Origin of the sequence: Glaciihabitans sp. dw_435 (assembly GCF_018449675.1) — a bacterium.
In the GTDB taxonomy this organism is placed as follows: Bacteria; Actinomycetota; Actinomycetes; order Actinomycetales; family Microbacteriaceae; genus Glaciihabitans.
Map to the genome: position 1 here is coordinate 132,446 of NZ_JAAVUZ010000006.1, position 15,163 is coordinate 147,608.

A 15,163-nucleotide genomic window follows, 5' to 3' on the forward strand; every position below is an offset into this window, starting at 1 on the left:
TCAGCACCACCACTTCAGGGGTCCGCTTCGGCGGGCCCCTTTTGTGCTCCCACCGACGGTTTCACGAGAGGACTCTTGCCATGACTCTGGAGATTCGATTTGCGGGGGCGGATGACGCTGCGCTGCTGCACCGGCTGGCCGCTGCCACCTTTGCGCTCGCGTGCCCGCCCGGAACCAGTCCCGCAGCGATCGACGAATTCATCGGGACGACCCTCTCCGAGTCCGCCTTCGCCGGGTACCTCGCCGACCCCGCGCGTGACCTGCTGATCGGCGAGGTGGACGGAGTCCCCTCGGGGTACACGCTGGTCGTGCACCAGGAGTCGGCGGATCCGGACGTGCAGGCGGCACTCACCGTGCACCCGAGCTCGGAGCTCAGCAAGTGTTACGTGCTGGCGGACGCGCACGGCGGAGGGATTGCCCGCGAGCTCATCGAGGCGTCGGTCGAGGCATCCGCTTCCCGCGGAGCCGCGGGCGTCTGGCTTGGTGTCAACCAGGAGAACGCGCGCGCGAACCGCTTCTACGAGAAGAACGGGTTCACCGTGGTTGGCGAGAAGAAGTTCCTGCTCGGCGGGCGCCTCGAAGAAGACTTCGTGCGGGAGCGCGTGCTCTAGAAGTCGCGCACCTTCAGCACGATCTTTCCGCGGGTGTGCCCCGACTCGATCGCGCGGTGGGCGTCGGCCGCATCCGCGAGGTCGAACACGGTGTCGACGGTGACGCGCACATCGCCCGAGGTAATGAGGCGCGAGATTACCGCGAGCGTGGAGCCGTCCGGCGGCACCTTGTAGCTGGTGGCGCGCATGCCGGCGGCGGCGGCATCGTCGAGAAACGTGGGCCAGCTGCCGGTCGGGCCGTTGATCATCAGTGCGCCCGGGCGCATGACCGTGAGGGAGCGCGTTCCGGTGCTGTCGTGCACGTTGCCGATCAGGTCGACCACAACGTCGACGTTGCTGACGACCTCTTCGAAGCGCGTGGTCGTGTAGTCGATGACCTCGCTTGCGCCGAGTTCCTTCAGCCACGCCTGGTTGCGGGTGGACCCGGTAGCGATGACGTGTGCGCCGAAATAGCTCGCGAACTGCACGGCGAAGTGGCCGACGCCGCCGGCTCCCGCGTGGATGAGCATGCGCTGGCCCTCGTGGGCCTTCGCCACCTCGACGACCATTCCCCACGCGGTCAGGGCGGCCAGCGGCACGCCGGCGGCCTCGACGTGGGAGATCCCCGCGGGCTTCTTCGTCAGGCTGAGGCTCGGAACCGTGAGGTACTCGGCGTAACTGCCGCTGAACCGCGGCACCATGACCATTCCGTACACTTCATCGCCGGGTTTGAGTGGATGACCCTCATACGGCGACTCCATCACGACGCCGCTGAAATCCTGGCCGATGATCGCCGGGTAGTTCTGAATGGACGCCGAAACTCCCTTGCCCGCACGTGTCTTCGCGTCGATGGGATTAACCCCCGCGGCGAAAACCTTCACCAGGAATTCGGAGTTCACCTTCGTTGGCATGGGTACGTCAGTGACGGTCAGCACCTCTGGGCCACCCGTCGTCGCCATTGTCACGGCTCGCATCGTGGTCATTCTGTGGCCTCCCTGCCCTCTGTACCCAAGTAAAGAGGAGTAATGAGTCAGCCCTGTTACAAAGATGTCACCCCGGTGCAAACTTATCTGCCCGATACCATGCAGGAATGAGAACAGTCTTCGCCGTGCTGCGAGCGGCGGCAGTCGTCCTCACCGCGGTCGCGGTCATCGCGACGTTTACCGACACGGCATCGCGCTCCGCCATCAACCCGTTCAACTTTTTCGGGTACTTCACCATTCAGAGCAACATCATCGCGGCGGTGGTGCTGGCGGTGACGGCGTACGCGGGATTTACCCGAAGCCCCCAGTCATCCGCTCTCCTCATCGCGCGTGGCGCCTCGGCGACCTACATGATCATCGTCGGGCTGGTGTACAACACGTTGCTCGTGGGGTTAGCCGGTGGCGCGGACCTGCCGTGGGCCAACTCGGTGCTGCACGTCGTGATGCCGATCTACATCGCCCTCGACTGGGTGCTGTTCGGCGACCGCTCGCCCCTGCCGTGGAACCGCTACTGGATCGTGCTGATCTACCCGCTGGTGTGGCTCGGCGTGGTGCTGATCCGCGTCGGTACCGACGGGTGGGTGCCTTACCCGTTCCTCAACTTTCACGACCCCGCGCTCGGCGGCGGAGGGGTCGCTCTGTACTGTCTCGCGATCGCCGTGGGATTCGCCGGCTTCGGCGCCATCGTCTGGGCACTGAGCCGCGTGCGGATCCTGGGGGCACCGGGTGCGCCGGCGGCCGCGTGATGCCGCTGCCGCGATAGTCGGCAGTGCACTGGTTCTCGTTGCCCTTTTTTTGATCTGGATGGCCCGGCTGTCCGTATCCCGTGACCTCTACGTCAGCGAGCTGGGCGCAACCGGCCAGCCCACCGCGAAGCAGTTCGAAATCGCGCTGCTGCTGATCGTGGTGGGCGGAAGCCTGATCGCGTTCGCCGGCCGGGACATCCGCTCCCGCCTCCCGGTACTGCGCGTGTGGACTCCGGCCATCTCCCTGTGGATCGCCAGCGGTTTCTTCCTCGTCGCCTCCCAGGTGACCTGCACGTCCGGGTGCCCGGTGCCGTATGGCCCGTCGTTCACCTGGCAGGACCTCACCCACATCACCTGCGCGGTGATCGCATTCGGCGCTGCGGTGTGGGCGATGCTGCAGGCGTCCTTCGCGCGCGATCACCGCGCCCTCGCCATCTTCTCGCGGGCGTCGGGCGCAGCGGTCGCCGTGATCGCCGGGGCGGGAGGCATCCTGTCGCTCATCGGTGTTGCCACCGGCTTCGGATCCCGCCTCGAGTTCGTCGCGACGACGGTAGCCATTGGCTGGGTCGCGGTCTACGGCGCGGTCATCGCGGCGCGCGCGATCACCGGACGCCCGCTCGCCGACACCTTGGTCGACGCCGACAGCCTCGAAGCATCGGATGTCGGGACGGTGGATGTCCCGGCCGCCGTCGCCCCGGTCGCGCCGACTGCCGTGACCCCGGTCGCGCCGACATCGGTCGCTCCCTAACCACCGCACAGCAGCCGCGCCTCCGTCACGCCAGAACCCGCGCGGCCCCGTTTTGCCACGCGCGCCTCGGCCCGGGCGCCGAACCCGGTGCCGCGGTGGCCCGTCACCCGAAAGCGGGCGAATGCGCTGAAAACGGGCGGGCGCGCTGGACCGTTTTCAGCGCAATCGACCGTTTTCACGCGGAGGCCCCGCCGCCGGCCGCGAAACTAGGCGCGGGCGAGGGTGTCGAGCAGCCGATCGGCAAGGCCCACGAGGGCGTGGATCTCGTTGTCGTCGCGTTCGATCCAGCGGAACTGCGGCTCCGGAGCGATCGGCACGAAATCGAGGTGCTGCTCCCAGACGAGCAGGGTGCGCTCGGCGCCGAGCACGTACTGCTGCCACCAGATCTGCCGCAGGTAGGAACGGGGGATCGTGCGCCAGGCGCTCGACGTGGTCTTGATCTCGGCGAGCACGACGGTGCTGGTGCGGTCGTCGACGCCGTCCGGGGTCGCCAGATGAAGGGGCTGACCGTACGCGTGGAAGAGCTGTGTGCTCGGCGTGATGCCGTGGTGATGCTGCACCCAGCGGGCGATCTCGGGTTCGCGGGCGTTGCCGTGGTCGGTGTACGCGTTGCCGCCGAAGCCGGTTCCGTAGAGCTTCTCCTGCGCGACGGACTGCACCGCCCGCTCGCTCGAGAGGCGTGCCACGTCGGTGGCGGTGACCCCGCGGCTGCGGGCGCGGAGCCAGGCGACCCGGTCTGTGGAGTTGGCCACAACACGTGTGCGGTGATCGGGCAGAGGCTCATCCCAGAGGGAGAGGGTCTGCTGCACGTACGTCACCTGACCATTGTCCCTCGCCGGACCGTCACCGGCGCGGAGAGGCGCAACCGTGTCCCCCGCACTGGGGATAGGGATTCCATTGCTCGCAAAATTTGTACCCTGTAGCGTCGGCACTTGTGGGGACAGAACTTGTGGTCCCTGGGGACAACCGCGAAATGACCCGAAAACGTTTCGCACGGGAGAACCATGTCGAAACGTTGGCGCGCATTTGCGGCCACCGCGGTCGTTGTGCTGTCCGCCGGCCTCGGGCTGCTGTCAATCGCACCCGCCTCCGCCGCGACGCCAACCGCGGTAACGGCTGCATCGGCGTCCTTATTCGCGACGCCTTCCGCGGTCGCCCAGCTTGCCTCGGCCCCGCTCCTCGTGACGCCCGCGCCGACCTCCAAGCCCGTGAGTGAGCAGGAGGGTGGAGTGAAGAATTCCATGTTCAACCTGCAGTCGATGGAGCCGTCCACGGTGCTGATGCTTCTGGTCAGCCTCGTACTCCTCCTTGGAGCAATCGTCATTGTCGTGCGCGCGGGAAGCACTCACCGGGCACGCTAGGCATTGTCGTAGGCCCCGGTTTCACCGGTCACAGCTTGTTCATAGGAACTTCCCAATAATTGAACCATGACCACTATTCCCGGCGCATCAATGCACTCCTCTGCTGCAGCGCAGCCCCAGCTCAGCCGCGCGGACGGCAGCCCCATTCGGGCCGTCGTCGTTGATGACGAGGAGTCCCTCACCGATCTCCTGTCGATGGCCCTGCGCTACGAGGGGTGGGACGTGAAGCTCGCCGGCGACGGTCAAAAGGCCCTCAGCGTCATCCGCGAGTTCCGCCCCGATGTCATCGTGCTCGACGTGATGCTTCCGGACATCGACGGCCTCCAGGTGCTCACCCGCCTGCGCGCCGACGGCAACCAGACTCCCATCCTCTTCCTCACAGCCAAGGACGCGTTGGATGACCGTATCGCCGGTCTCACCGTCGGCGGCGACGATTACGTCACCAAGCCATTCAGCCTCGAGGAGCTCGTCGCCCGGCTGCGCGGTCTCATCCGCCGGTCCGGCGCCACCGTGCAGGAAGCCGCGGACTCCTACCTGGTCGTCGGGGACCTCGAACTCGATGAGGACAGCTATGAGGTGCGCCGCGCCGGCGAACTCATCGAGCTGACCGCCACCGAGTTCGAGTTGCTGCGCTACCTCATGCGCAACCCGCGCCGCGTGCTCAGCAAGATGCAGATTTTGGACAGGGTCTGGAGCTACGACTTCGGCGGTAAGTCCAGCGTGGTGGAGATTTACATCTCCTACCTGCGCAAGAAGATCGACGCGGGTCATCCCGCAATGATCCACACCGTTCGCGGTGTCGGTTACGTCCTCAAGCCCGCCCGATGAAGCTCCGGATGCCCCGGCGCAAGTGGACGCTGCGGACCCGGCTCGTCGTCAGCATCGTTGCCCTCGTCGCCTTGGTCAGCCTCGCGATCAGCGTGGCCAGCATCATCGGGCTCGAGAACTATCTGGTGCAGCGCGTCGACCGGCAGCTCATAGATACGCAGGCGCACAGCGTGATCGACCGCGGTGGGCCTTCCGCGATGGGAACGCCCCGCCCGGACGACATCCTCACGCCCGGGCTGCCGCTCGGCACCATCGCCGTGGTCATCAACAGCGGAACCTTCAATTCGGGCATCCAGGCCAGGACCAACGGGACGGCCCCCGAGTTCAGCCAGAAGCAAAGCGACCTGCTGTTGGGAATCGACAGCAACGGTAAAGCCACCACACTGGCGCTCGGCGGCTCGCTCGGCGACTACCGAGCGGTGTCCTTCGACACGGCGTCGGGCGCTCAGGTCATCATCGCGATTCCGCTGACCGAGGTGCAGGCCACGGTCGGGCAGTTCCGCGGTGTCGTCATTCTCATTTCCGTCGGTGGAGTTCTCATCGCCGCCCTGGCGAGCGCGTTCATCGTCTCCCTGGCGCTGCGTCCGCTGCGCCGGGTCGCCGCGACGGCCACCCAGGTCGCCTCGATGCCCCTGGACAAGGGTGAGGTCGACCTCGCCATCCGGGTGCCCGAGGCCGACACCGATCCCCGCACCGAGGTGGGGCAGGTCGGTGCCGCGTTCAACGGCATGCTTGGTCACGTTGCCGCCGCCCTCACTGCCCGCGAGGCCAGTGAGAACAAGGTGCGTCAGTTCGTTGCCGATGCCAGTCACGAGCTGCGCACGCCCCTGGCATCCATCCGCGGATATGCCGAACTCACCCGCCGCGGCAACCACGACCTGCCCACCGATGTGGTGCACTCGATCGGCCGCGTGGAGTCCGAGGCGCTGCGCATGACCTCGCTCGTCGAGGACCTGCTGCTGCTCGCCCGTCTCGACGAGGGTCGCGACCTCGAGAAGAAGCCCGTCGACCTCGGACGCCTGCTCATCGATTGCGTGAGCGACGCCTACGCCGCCGGCCCCGATCACGAGTGGGTGCTCGATGCCCCCGAGGAGGAAGTGCGCATCCTCGGCGACAACCACCGCATCCACCAGGTGGTCGCGAACCTGCTGACCAATGCCCGCGTGCACACCCCCGTCGACACGCAGGTCACTGTGTCGTTGTCGGTGATGGATGCCACGACCGCCGTCATTACCGTCGAGGACAACGGCCCCGGCATCGCGCCGGAGGTGCAGGCGACTCTCTTCGAGAGGTTTGCCCGCGCCGACACCTCGCGCTCGCGCGCGGCAGGCAGCACCGGGCTCGGACTGTCCATCGTGCAGGCAGTTGTCGCCGCACACGGAGGAACCGTCTCCGTCGCGAGCGAGCCCGGCCGTACCGCGTTCCGGGTCATCCTTCCCGGGGTGCTGTAACCGCGGTTCCGAGCCATCCACTCTCCGCGCACGCGCATGCCAGACTGGGCATCAACGTAAAGGAGCGTCCATGAAGATCGCGGTAACCGGTGGCAACGGAAAACTCGGCCGGGCGGTGGTGGCGAAGCTCGAAGAAGCTGGCCACTGGGTGCTCACCCTGGACGCGATCGGAACCCGCGGTGATACGTTCACCCGGATCGAGATGACGGACTACGGCCAGGTCTCCGACGCACTGTCGTCAATCGACAGCCGCCACGATGGACTCGATGCCGTGGTGCACCTGGCCGCGATCCCGGCCGGCGGACTCGAGCCAGATGCCGCCACGTTCCACAACAACATGCTGTCGACGTTCAATGTCTTCCACGCGGCCCGTCGCGCCGGCATCACCCGCATCGTCTACGCCTCGAGCGAGACGCTGCTCGGCATTCCCTTCGACATCGATCCGCCCTACATCCCGGTCGATGAGGAGTACCCCTCGCGCCCGGAGTCGACCTACGCGGTCGTCAAGCACCTCGAAGAGGAGCTCGCCTCCAAGCTCGTGCGCTGGAACCCCGAGCTCAGCATCACCGCCCTGCGCTTCTCGAACGTCCTGGACGAGAACGACTACGCGCTTGCGCCCGGATATCAGGATGACCCGAGCCTGCGTCGCTGGAACCTCTGGGGCTACATCGACACCCGCGATGGCGCGCAGGCAGTGCTGAAGGCACTCGAAGCCAACCTGCCCGGGTTCGACACGTTCATCATCGCGGCCGCGGATACCCTGATGCTCCGGCCGAGCGCGGAGCTGGCCGCCGAGGTCTTCCCGAACGTGGAGGTCACCCGCGAACTCACCGGCTCGGAAACGCTCCTCTCCGTAGAGAAGGCCCGCCGGGTTCTCGGTTACGCCCCGGAGCACTCCTGGCGCGACTCGCAGTAGCCGCTACCCGCTTTTCCGCGTGGCGGGAGAAAACGCAGGGTTCGGCGGGAGAAGCTGGCGGATGGCGGGAATTACAACTCCCTCCAATTGCCAGCTTCTCCCTCCGCCCCGAATCTTGGAGCCACATGACCACCGATGCCCCCGCACGCACGCGACAGCGAATCTTCCCGTCGACGTGGGCGGCGCTGGTCGTGAGCGTGGTGGCCGCCGCCGGATCCTGGAGCCTGCTGACCTGGTTGTCAGGGGTTATGTTCACTGGGGGCACGGGCACCGAGGCGGTGGCGTACCAGATAGCGGTCTGGGTGACTCCGGTGCTTACCATCGCGGGAATCGTGATGAACATCGCGGTGGGTACCAACGGGGGAATTAACCGCCTCGTCGGCGTCATAGGCGGCCTCCTGCTTCTGTCGCCTTTACTCGTGATGGCGGTCGTTTTCTCCATCGGAAGTCTGAGCGGGTAGCTCGGACGCAGGGCAGCTCAAGAAAGCCGGGAGCAGCGGGGTCAGCTGGGAAATACGCTGCGCGGGTGGATGACCCGGGCCGCGCCCATCGGTGAAGGGGTGCCGATTTCGGGCGGAGAGTTGCGCCCGTGGCATCCCGTCGCTTAGTCTGTACGAAGCCAAAGACCGCTGGTCTCTGCCGTGCCTGAAAAGGCAAGACAGACGAAGGTGTATCGGTTCGCAAGAACTGAGTACCGTCCCGCGCAGGTGTGTGTAGAAGATTTCTTAGGATTTCAGCTCCGTGCGCCAACGCGCCGGAGCTTTTTTATTGCCCGAAACCACTTTCGGGCGGGCGGTCGTGGCGAGAGAAGACCAAACTAATTAGGAGTGCCATGGCGAACAAGGAAGCATCGGTCGCCGAGCTTGCGGACAAGTTCCGTACCTCGAATGCCGTTCTGCTCACCGAGTACCGCGGTCTCACTGTTGCTCAGCTCAAGACGCTGCGCAAGTCAATCAGTGCAGATGCAACGTACGCCGTGGTGAAGAACACGCTCACAAAGATTGCAGCCAACTCGGCCGGAATCAGCTCGTTTGACGACGAACTGGTTGGCCCGTCTGCAATTGCTTTCGTACACGGAGACCCTGTCACCGTTGCGAAGTCCCTGCGTGACTTTGCCAAGGCAAACCCTCTGCTGGTAGTGAAGAGCGGTTACTTTGACGGTAACCCCCTCACCGCTGACGAGGTCAAGAAGCTTGCCGACCTGGAAAGCCGCGAGGTGCTGCTGTCGAAGATGGCTGGCGCCATCAAGGCTTCGCTGTTCGGTGCGGCTTACCTGTTCAACGCTCCGCTGTCGAAGGCCGTTCGCACGGTCGAGGCACTGCGCGAGAAGCAGGAATCCGCTTCCTAACAGGAGCGTCCCCAGAAAGACTCTCGAGCCGGCGCGATCGCTGGCCACGAGCTAAGAAACATCTGAAACATGAAGGAGAAAATCATGGCAAAGCTCACAAACGACGAGCTCATCGAAGCGTTCAAGGAGCTCACGCTCATTGAGCTCAGCGAATTCGTAAAGAAGTTCGAAGAGGTCTTCGAGGTCACCGCTGCTGCTCCCGTCGCGGTTGCCGCTGCCGGTGGCGCTGCTGCCGCCGCTGAAGAGGTCGAAGAGAAGACGGCGTTCGACGTTGTCCTCGAGTCGGCTGGCGAGAAGAAGATCCAGGTCATCAAGGAGGTCCGCGCGCTTACGAGCCTCGGACTCGGCGAGGCCAAGGCCGTTGTTGATGGCGCCCCCGGCGTCGTCCTCGAGGGCGTTAGCAAGGAAGCTGCCGAGAAGGCAAAGGCTCAGCTCGAAGAAGCTGGCGCCACCGTTACCCTCAAGTAATTCGGGCCCCGGAGTCGGGGTTCTACTTGTGGCGTAATACACGCTGAAGCGCGGGTTCCTTGAACCGGATGCACTGCATCCGAATCAGATCCGTGTTTCGAGGGCGTCGCTCCCGAAACGGGGCGGCGCCCTTTGTGGTTTAACCCGACAACCGTCGGGACCCAGAGGGATTGCCGGTCACAGTGCCGTGAGTGCGGCGAGGCGGATACAGCCGACCCACAAAGGTAAATCCCCATGAAACGAGCATCAACCCGGTCGTTCCGCGCTGCCCGATGGCTGCGCGCTGCCTACATCCGGATACGAACGGCATCGCTGACCAGCCCGCCTGGAGAGCGACCGCCCGATACCCACCGCATCTATGGGTTCATTCCACCGATGCGGTGACACAAGTAACAACACGATTACTTCGAGGCACAAGTGTCTTGTTTTTGCGTAATCGTGTCCACCATAATGAGGACGTCCCACCGACCCCGACCCGGTGGTTCGAATCTCTACGGGGGCTATGGTGCCGCTCGAACTAGACGGCCTTACCCTGCGTCTAGCACGCGCACGCCCGAGCCCTCCTTGCACATGGGACAGCACCCAAGAATCGCGCGGACATCCTTCACAGGGTGTTCGCGCGATTGTGCGTGTGCGGGAGAGTGGATGCCCCCGGCGCGGGCGCCGTCGTACTGTGCCGTACGCGCAACTCCACCGGCATCGTCACGCGCGAGACACCGTCGGCGCCGCCGTGCTCGGTCAGCTCGCGCATCAGAAGATCGACGGCGAGCTTGCCCTGGAGCGCAGGTCGTTGGCTGAAGGTCGTCAGCCCAAACATCTCGGCGAGGTCGTGGTCGTCGATTCCGACCACCGAGAGCTGGCTTGGTACCTGGATGCCAAGCTGCCGTGCGGCGATGATCACCCCGATGGCGATCTCGTCACAGCCGGCCATGATCGCCGTCGGCCGCGTTCGGGGATCGGCCAGCACCTGCAACGCGGCCGCATACCCGCCAGGGATGGAGAACGGCACCGCGTGAAAGGTATCGGGTTCGGGCACGCCGGCGTCCTCGAGCGCCTGGCGGAAGCCCCACAGGCGCTGCGCGTGCACGCGAAAGTCCATCTGCTCGTGCTGGTCGCCGCCCAGGTGCATGATGCGTGTGTGCCCGAGTCCGATCAGGTGTGCGGTCGCCAGGCGCGCCGTTTCCTGGTCGTCGATGCTCAGCGTCGACATGCCGTCGATGTGGCCTCCGAGGCCCACGATCGGCTTTCCCAGCGATCGCAGCATCTCGATCTCTGCCGCGGTCAGCTCGATGCCAACCGCGACCACCGCGTCGACGCGTTTGCGCACGAGAAAGTAGTCGAAAACCTTCCTGCGCTGGTCGGGATCGGCGCTGAGCCGGTAGAGCGTGAGGTCATAGCCGGCTCCGATCAGCGCGGATTCGATGCCCTCGAGCACCTCGCCGAAGAACCACCGGTTGAGAAACGGGATGACGACGCCGACGTTCTTGGTTTGCCCGGTGACGAGGCTGGCGGCGTTGGAGGAGGCGACGAAGCCGATCTCGGCCGCGGCGCGAACCACGCGGGACCGGGTGACCTCTGACACGTAGCCGCTGCCGCTCAGGGCACGGGAGGCGGTGGATTTGGATACCCCGGCAATGCGGGCAACGTCGGCAAGCGCACTCACAGTCCGCTCCCTTCATTGGGCGAGGTGATCCGGAGCACAGCATATAAGGCAGGAACCGGTTTGTGGAACCGCTTCCACAAATTTCCCGTGGGAGCGCGACCATGGCCGACGCCCCTGCATGCCTGCTATCTCGCGGGATAGCGGAGTTGCGGGGCACAAAGGTCACGAAATCGTTAGCGGGACGTTCGGGTCAAGCGCTTGCATTACCCGCAGGTTGTGTCCTAGCTTGAGTTCTGGAACCGGTTCCCTAACGAGAAAGACCTCGTTGTTTCGAGAATGGCCTCGGGTAGGTAGTCGGTTCCGTCCCGCAATCACCTTTCTGCACAATCCGTAAATTGTGCGGGCACAACCCTCAACGAGGAGGATTTGTATGAGTTCCACTCTGCACAGACGATGGATTGCTCCGGTTGCCCTCATGGCAGTCACGGGCATTCTCCTTGCCGGATGTTCGTCCGAAGGCGGATCGTCCTCCGGCCCCGGCGACTATGGCAAGGCAGATGGCGTGGTCACCATCTACGGCACGATCGCTGACACCGAGGCCGAGCTTCTCGAAAAGTCCTGGGCGGACTGGGAGAAGGCCAACAACATCGACATCAAGTACGAGTCGAGCAAGGAGTTCGAGGCGCAGATCAGCGTTCGCGCCCAGGGTGGAAAGGCGCCTGACCTGGCGATCTTCCCGCAGCCGGGCCTCCTCGCGGACCTCGCTACCCGCGACTACATCCAGCCGGCGCCCGATGGCGTCAAGGCCAACGTCGAGAAGTACTGGTCGAAGGACTGGGCCGGCTACGCGACGAGCAACGACACCCTGTACGGTGCTCCGCTGATGGCCAGTGTTAAGGGCTACATCTGGTATTCGCCGAAGAACTTCGCCAAGTGGGGCGTGGAAGTTCCGAAGACCTGGGACGAGCTGATGGCCGTCACCAAGACCATCCAGGAAAAGACCGGCAAGGCACCCTGGTGCGCCGGCTTCGGCTCTGACGCAGCCTCAGGCTGGCCCGGAACCGACTGGGTGGAGGACCTGGTTCTTCGCCAGTCCGGTGCTGACACATACGACAAGTGGATCAGCAACGAGGTCAAGTTCAGCGACCCGAAGATCAAGAAGGCGCTCGACACCGTCGGCGAAATCCTGCTCAACCCGGATTACGTCAATGCCGGTCTCGGCGACGTCAAGTCGATCAACTCCACCCCGTTCGGCGACGTCGCTCGCGTCGTTGGTGACGGCAGCTGTGCGATGACCCACCAGGCGTCCTTCTTCGACGGGTTCATCACCGACCCGAAGAATGGCAATGCGACCGTCGGTCCCGACAAGGATGTGTGGGCGTTCCTCACCCCGCCGATCGATGCTGGTGCCGGACAGGCAGTCACCGGTGGTGGCGAAATCGTGGGCGCGTTTGCCAACGATGCCGACACGGTGAAGGTGCAGGAGTACCTCTCCAGCCCCGAGTGGGCGAACAGCCGTGTGAAGCTCGGCGGTGTGATCAGCGCCAACAACGGTCTTGACCCCGCCAGCGCCTCCAGCCCCATCCTTCAGGACGCGATCAAGATCCTGACGGACCCTGACACCACGTTCCGCTTCGACGCCTCGGACCTCATGCCCGGTGTTGTCGGTTCGGACTCGTTCTTCAAGGGAATGGTCAACTGGATCAACGGTTCGTCATCGAGCGACGTTCTGTCGACGATCGACAAGTCATGGCCGTCTGACTAGTCAGGCACCAGGGGGAAGGGCCGGCGGAATCCGCTGGCCCCTTCCCCTTATACAACCCGGTAACGCCTGGGCACAGTGCTACCGCCGCCGCCGCAATTGCCGCACAATCTTCCCCCACAGAGTCCAACGTCGTACTCGAAAGGTCGTTATGTCTCAGTTCCTCACGTGGATAGCCACACTTCCGCCGCTCGCGCAGATCCCGCTGGTATTGGCAGCCTTCGGTGTCGTCGTCGCGCTGCTGATCTTCTTTCTCGAGATCGCCCCGCGCTCGGGCCGCAAGTTCACCATCGCCCGCCTCGCGGTGTGCATCGTCGCGCCCGGCCTGATCTTCCTGGCACTCGGTTCCATCTGGCCGGCCGCCATCGCGGCCGTGATCCTCGGAGGACTGTTCTTCATCCTCGATTACCGCTCCCGCCAGGGCGCCGGGTACCTCTTCCAGCTCTTCGGGTTCCTCGCTCCCGCGATCGTGCTGCTCGCGATCGGACTTGTCTACCCGACCATCCAGACGATGGTGCAGGCGTTCATGAACAGCCGCGGCAACCGGTTCGTCGGACTGGACAACTTCGCCTGGGTGTTCACGCAGGAAACCGGCATCCGCACCGTCCTCAACACCATCGTGTGGGTGCTGATCGTTCCCACCCTGTCGACCATCTTTGGGCTCGCCTACGCGGTCTTCATTGACAAGTCACGCGGTGAGAAGTTCTTCAAGATCCTGGTGTTCATGCCGATGGCGATCTCTTTCGTCGGTGCGAGCATCATCTGGCGCTTCGTTTACACGGCGCGGCCGGCCGACCAGGACCAGATCGGTCTGCTCAACCAGATCGTCGTCTGGCTCGGTGGGCAGCCCGTCGACTTCCTCGCGGTGTCACCGTGGAACACGCTTTTCCTGATCGTCGTGCTCATCTGGGTGCAGACCGGATTCGCGATGGTCGTGCTGTCCGCGGCCATCAAGGGTGTGCCCGCCGAGCAGATGGAAGCCGCGCAGCTCGACGGCACCAATGCATGGCAGAGGTTCATCAACGTGACGGTGCCCGGCATCCGCAGTTCGCTGGTGGTGGTGCTCACCACGATCTCGATCGCGTCACTGAAGGTGTTCGACATCGTGCGCACGATGACAGCCGGTGCCAACGACACCAGCGTCATCGCCAACGAGATGTATACGCAGTTCAAGGGCTTCGAGTTTGGTAGATCCTCGGCGCTCGCGGTCGTGCTGTTCCTTCTGGTGCTGCCGATCGTCATCTACAACGCACGTCAGATCTCAAAGCAGAGGACCATCCGATGAGCACCACGATCCCCGCACAGCTGCCCGTCGACAAGACAACCGAGCGCCAGCTGGCGCGCGGCGAACGTGCGATCGAGCGTTCGCTCACCAAGGGGACCAAGAATCGGCTGACCAGCAGGGGCGCCACCATTGCCGCCCTGGTGATCGCGATCCTGTGGACAACCCCGACCCTTGGCCTGTTCGTCACGTCGTTCCGCCTTCCGGAAGAAATCAGCCGCAACGGCTGGTGGACCATCTTCGCGAATCCCGGCTTCACATTCAGCAACTACACCGAGGTGTTGGCGTCCGGCAACAGCCAGCTGACCCTGGGCGGGGCGTTCCTCAACTCGATCGCCATCACCCTCCCGGCGACGTTGTTCCCCCTCGTGATCGCGAGCCTTGCCGCCTACGCCTTCGCGTGGATCGACTTCAAGGGACGCAACTGGTTGTTCATCGGGGTGTTCGCGCTGCAGATCGTGCCGCTGCAGATGGCACTCGTGCCGCTGCTGAGCCTGTTCTCGCGTGGGCTCAAGATCGGCAGCCTGACGCTGTTCGACGGCATGGACGCCGGCGGGTACTCGCAGGTGTGGATCGCGCACACGATCTTCGCGCTTCCGCTGGCGATCTTCCTGCTGCACAACTTTGTTTCGGAGATCCCGGGTGAACTGATCGAGGCAGCGCGCGTGGACGGAGCCGGCCACGGCCAGATCTTCTTCCGTATCGTGCTGCCGCTGACCATGCCCGCGATCGCGTCCTTCGCGATCTTCCAGTTCCTCTGGGTGTGGAACGACCTGCTGGTCGCCCTGGTGTTCGCGGACGGTGATGTCGCCCCCATGACCAAGCTGCTCGCAGAGATCAGTGGTAGCCGGGGCCAGGACTGGAACCTGCTGACCGCAGGTGCGTTCATCTCCATTCTGGTTCCGCTCATCGTGTTCTTCTCGCTGCAGCGCTTCTTCGTCCGCGGGCTCCTCGCGGGTTCGACGAAGGGCTAGGCCGGCCACGATTAATGACAGAGGGGCGGATGACACAGCGTCGTGTCATCCGCCCCTCTTCTGTGTTCCTTCCGGAAGGCGCCTACCTTAGAAGCGCTTCTTC

The 15,163-nt window shown here is 64.5% G+C and carries 16 protein-coding genes; 13 read left to right on the forward strand and 3 right to left on the reverse strand.

Annotation, left to right across the window (positions count from 1 at the left end; translation table 11 throughout):
• Positions 1 to 80 precede the first annotated feature (80 nt).
• The gene (locus HB677_RS10340; protein WP_213815619.1) at positions 81 to 611 is read left to right on the forward strand and encodes a GNAT family N-acetyltransferase; all 531 of its coding nucleotides are present in this window, start codon (positions 81 to 83) and stop codon (positions 609 to 611) included.
• On the opposite strand, the gene HB677_RS10345 is transcribed toward HB677_RS10340, so the two are convergent.
• Positions 608 to 1,564, reverse strand: coding sequence for an NADP-dependent oxidoreductase (locus HB677_RS10345; protein WP_213815680.1), 957 nt, complete (start codon positions 1,562 to 1,564; stop codon positions 608 to 610). The genes HB677_RS10340 and HB677_RS10345 overlap by 4 nt on opposite strands.
• 116 nt (positions 1,565 to 1,680) lie before the next feature.
• On the opposite strand from HB677_RS10345, the gene HB677_RS10350 reads away from it, so the two are divergent.
• Together HB677_RS10350 and HB677_RS10355 are read left to right on the forward strand one after the other, a co-directional pair.
• Positions 1,681 to 2,319 carry a Pr6Pr family membrane protein gene (locus HB677_RS10350; RefSeq protein ID WP_213815620.1) on the forward strand — a complete coding sequence of 213 codons (639 nt, stop codon included), beginning with the start codon at positions 1,681 to 1,683 and terminating at the stop codon, positions 2,317 to 2,319.
• Positions 2,320 to 2,377: 58 nt separating this feature from the next.
• On the forward strand, positions 2,378 to 3,067 hold the full coding sequence (locus tag HB677_RS10355; RefSeq protein WP_213815621.1) for a DUF998 domain-containing protein: 690 nt from the start codon (positions 2,378 to 2,380) through the stop codon (positions 3,065 to 3,067).
• Between the two features lie 206 nt (positions 3,068 to 3,273).
• Here HB677_RS10355 and HB677_RS10360 read toward each other — a convergent pair whose 3' ends face one another.
• Positions 3,274 to 3,885, reverse strand: coding sequence for a YqaJ viral recombinase family protein (locus HB677_RS10360; RefSeq protein ID WP_213815622.1), 612 nt, complete (start codon positions 3,883 to 3,885; stop codon positions 3,274 to 3,276).
• Between the two features lie 186 nt (positions 3,886 to 4,071).
• Between HB677_RS10360 and HB677_RS10365 the strand changes: the two genes are divergently transcribed.
• The 7 genes from HB677_RS10365 to rplL all read left to right on the forward strand — a co-directional run bounded on the left by HB677_RS10365 (position 4,072) and on the right by rplL (position 9,439).
• Positions 4,072 to 4,428, forward strand: a complete 357-nt coding sequence (locus HB677_RS10365; RefSeq protein ID WP_213815623.1) for a hypothetical protein — start codon at positions 4,072 to 4,074, stop codon at positions 4,426 to 4,428.
• Positions 4,429 to 4,494: 66 nt separating this feature from the next.
• Positions 4,495 to 5,256, forward strand: a complete 762-nt coding sequence (locus HB677_RS10370; RefSeq protein ID WP_275950901.1) for a response regulator transcription factor — start codon at positions 4,495 to 4,497, stop codon at positions 5,254 to 5,256.
• Between the two features lie 8 nt (positions 5,257 to 5,264).
• On the forward strand, positions 5,265 to 6,707 hold the full coding sequence (locus HB677_RS10375) for a cell wall metabolism sensor histidine kinase WalK (protein ID WP_255546505.1): 1,443 nt from the start codon (positions 5,265 to 5,267) through the stop codon (positions 6,705 to 6,707).
• 70 nt (positions 6,708 to 6,777) lie between these two features.
• Positions 6,778 to 7,623 (forward strand): NAD(P)-dependent oxidoreductase, encoded by an 846-nt coding sequence (locus HB677_RS10380; protein WP_213815625.1) that lies wholly within the window; start codon positions 6,778 to 6,780, stop codon positions 7,621 to 7,623.
• A gap of 125 nt (positions 7,624 to 7,748) precedes the next feature.
• Positions 7,749 to 8,084 (forward strand): hypothetical protein, encoded by a 336-nt coding sequence (locus tag HB677_RS10385; protein WP_213815626.1) that lies wholly within the window; start codon positions 7,749 to 7,751, stop codon positions 8,082 to 8,084.
• Between the two features lie 371 nt (positions 8,085 to 8,455).
• On the forward strand, positions 8,456 to 8,971 hold the full coding sequence (gene rplJ, locus HB677_RS10390; RefSeq protein WP_213815627.1) for a 50S ribosomal protein L10: 516 nt from the start codon (positions 8,456 to 8,458) through the stop codon (positions 8,969 to 8,971).
• An 84-nt stretch (positions 8,972 to 9,055) separates the two neighbouring features.
• Positions 9,056 to 9,439: a 50S ribosomal protein L7/L12 gene (gene rplL, locus HB677_RS10395; protein WP_213815628.1), complete on the forward strand. Its 384-nt coding sequence runs from the start codon at positions 9,056 to 9,058 to the stop codon at positions 9,437 to 9,439.
• A gap of 604 nt (positions 9,440 to 10,043) precedes the next feature.
• On the opposite strand, the gene HB677_RS10400 is transcribed toward rplL, so the two are convergent.
• Positions 10,044 to 11,102 (reverse strand): LacI family DNA-binding transcriptional regulator, encoded by a 1,059-nt coding sequence (locus HB677_RS10400; RefSeq protein ID WP_213815629.1) that lies wholly within the window; start codon positions 11,100 to 11,102, stop codon positions 10,044 to 10,046.
• A gap of 370 nt (positions 11,103 to 11,472) precedes the next feature.
• Between HB677_RS10400 and HB677_RS10405 the strand changes: the two genes are divergently transcribed.
• The 3 genes from HB677_RS10405 to HB677_RS10415 all read left to right on the forward strand — a co-directional run bounded on the left by HB677_RS10405 (position 11,473) and on the right by HB677_RS10415 (position 15,060).
• The gene (locus tag HB677_RS10405) at positions 11,473 to 12,807 is read left to right on the forward strand and encodes an ABC transporter substrate-binding protein (RefSeq protein WP_213815630.1); all 1,335 of its coding nucleotides are present in this window, start codon (positions 11,473 to 11,475) and stop codon (positions 12,805 to 12,807) included.
• A gap of 148 nt (positions 12,808 to 12,955) precedes the next feature.
• Entirely contained in the window at positions 12,956 to 14,089 is a 1,134-nt protein-coding gene (locus HB677_RS10410) for a carbohydrate ABC transporter permease (RefSeq protein ID WP_213815631.1), read from the forward strand.
• Positions 14,086 to 15,060, forward strand: a complete 975-nt coding sequence (locus HB677_RS10415) for a carbohydrate ABC transporter permease (RefSeq protein ID WP_213815632.1) — start codon at positions 14,086 to 14,088, stop codon at positions 15,058 to 15,060. The genes HB677_RS10410 and HB677_RS10415 overlap by 4 nt, the downstream gene beginning before the upstream one ends.
• The last annotated feature ends 103 nt before the right edge of the window (positions 15,061 to 15,163 follow it).

Bases quoted from the DNA above. Each gene is read 5' to 3' on its own strand.
- HB677_RS10340 (WP_213815619.1), top strand. From the start codon at position 81: ATGACTCTGGAGATTCGATTTGCGGGGGCGGATGACGCTGCGCTGCTG.
- HB677_RS10345 (WP_213815680.1), bottom strand. From the start codon at position 1,564: ATGCGAGCCGTGACAATGGCGACGACGGGTGGCCCAGAGGTGCTGACC.
- HB677_RS10350 (WP_213815620.1), top strand. From the start codon at position 1,681: ATGAGAACAGTCTTCGCCGTGCTGCGAGCGGCGGCAGTCGTCCTCACC.
- HB677_RS10355 (WP_213815621.1), top strand. From the start codon at position 2,378: ATGGCCCGGCTGTCCGTATCCCGTGACCTCTACGTCAGCGAGCTGGGC.
- HB677_RS10365 (WP_213815623.1), top strand. From the start codon at position 4,072: ATGTCGAAACGTTGGCGCGCATTTGCGGCCACCGCGGTCGTTGTGCTG.
- HB677_RS10370 (WP_275950901.1), top strand. From the start codon at position 4,495: ATGACCACTATTCCCGGCGCATCAATGCACTCCTCTGCTGCAGCGCAG.
- HB677_RS10375 (WP_255546505.1), top strand. From the start codon at position 5,265: ATGCCCCGGCGCAAGTGGACGCTGCGGACCCGGCTCGTCGTCAGCATC.
- HB677_RS10380 (WP_213815625.1), top strand. From the start codon at position 6,778: ATGAAGATCGCGGTAACCGGTGGCAACGGAAAACTCGGCCGGGCGGTG.
- HB677_RS10385 (WP_213815626.1), top strand. From the start codon at position 7,749: ATGACCACCGATGCCCCCGCACGCACGCGACAGCGAATCTTCCCGTCG.
- rplJ (WP_213815627.1), top strand. From the start codon at position 8,456: ATGGCGAACAAGGAAGCATCGGTCGCCGAGCTTGCGGACAAGTTCCGT.
- rplL (WP_213815628.1), top strand. From the start codon at position 9,056: ATGGCAAAGCTCACAAACGACGAGCTCATCGAAGCGTTCAAGGAGCTC.
- HB677_RS10405 (WP_213815630.1), top strand. From the start codon at position 11,473: ATGAGTTCCACTCTGCACAGACGATGGATTGCTCCGGTTGCCCTCATG.
- HB677_RS10410 (WP_213815631.1), top strand. From the start codon at position 12,956: ATGTCTCAGTTCCTCACGTGGATAGCCACACTTCCGCCGCTCGCGCAG.
- HB677_RS10415 (WP_213815632.1), top strand. From the start codon at position 14,086: ATGAGCACCACGATCCCCGCACAGCTGCCCGTCGACAAGACAACCGAG.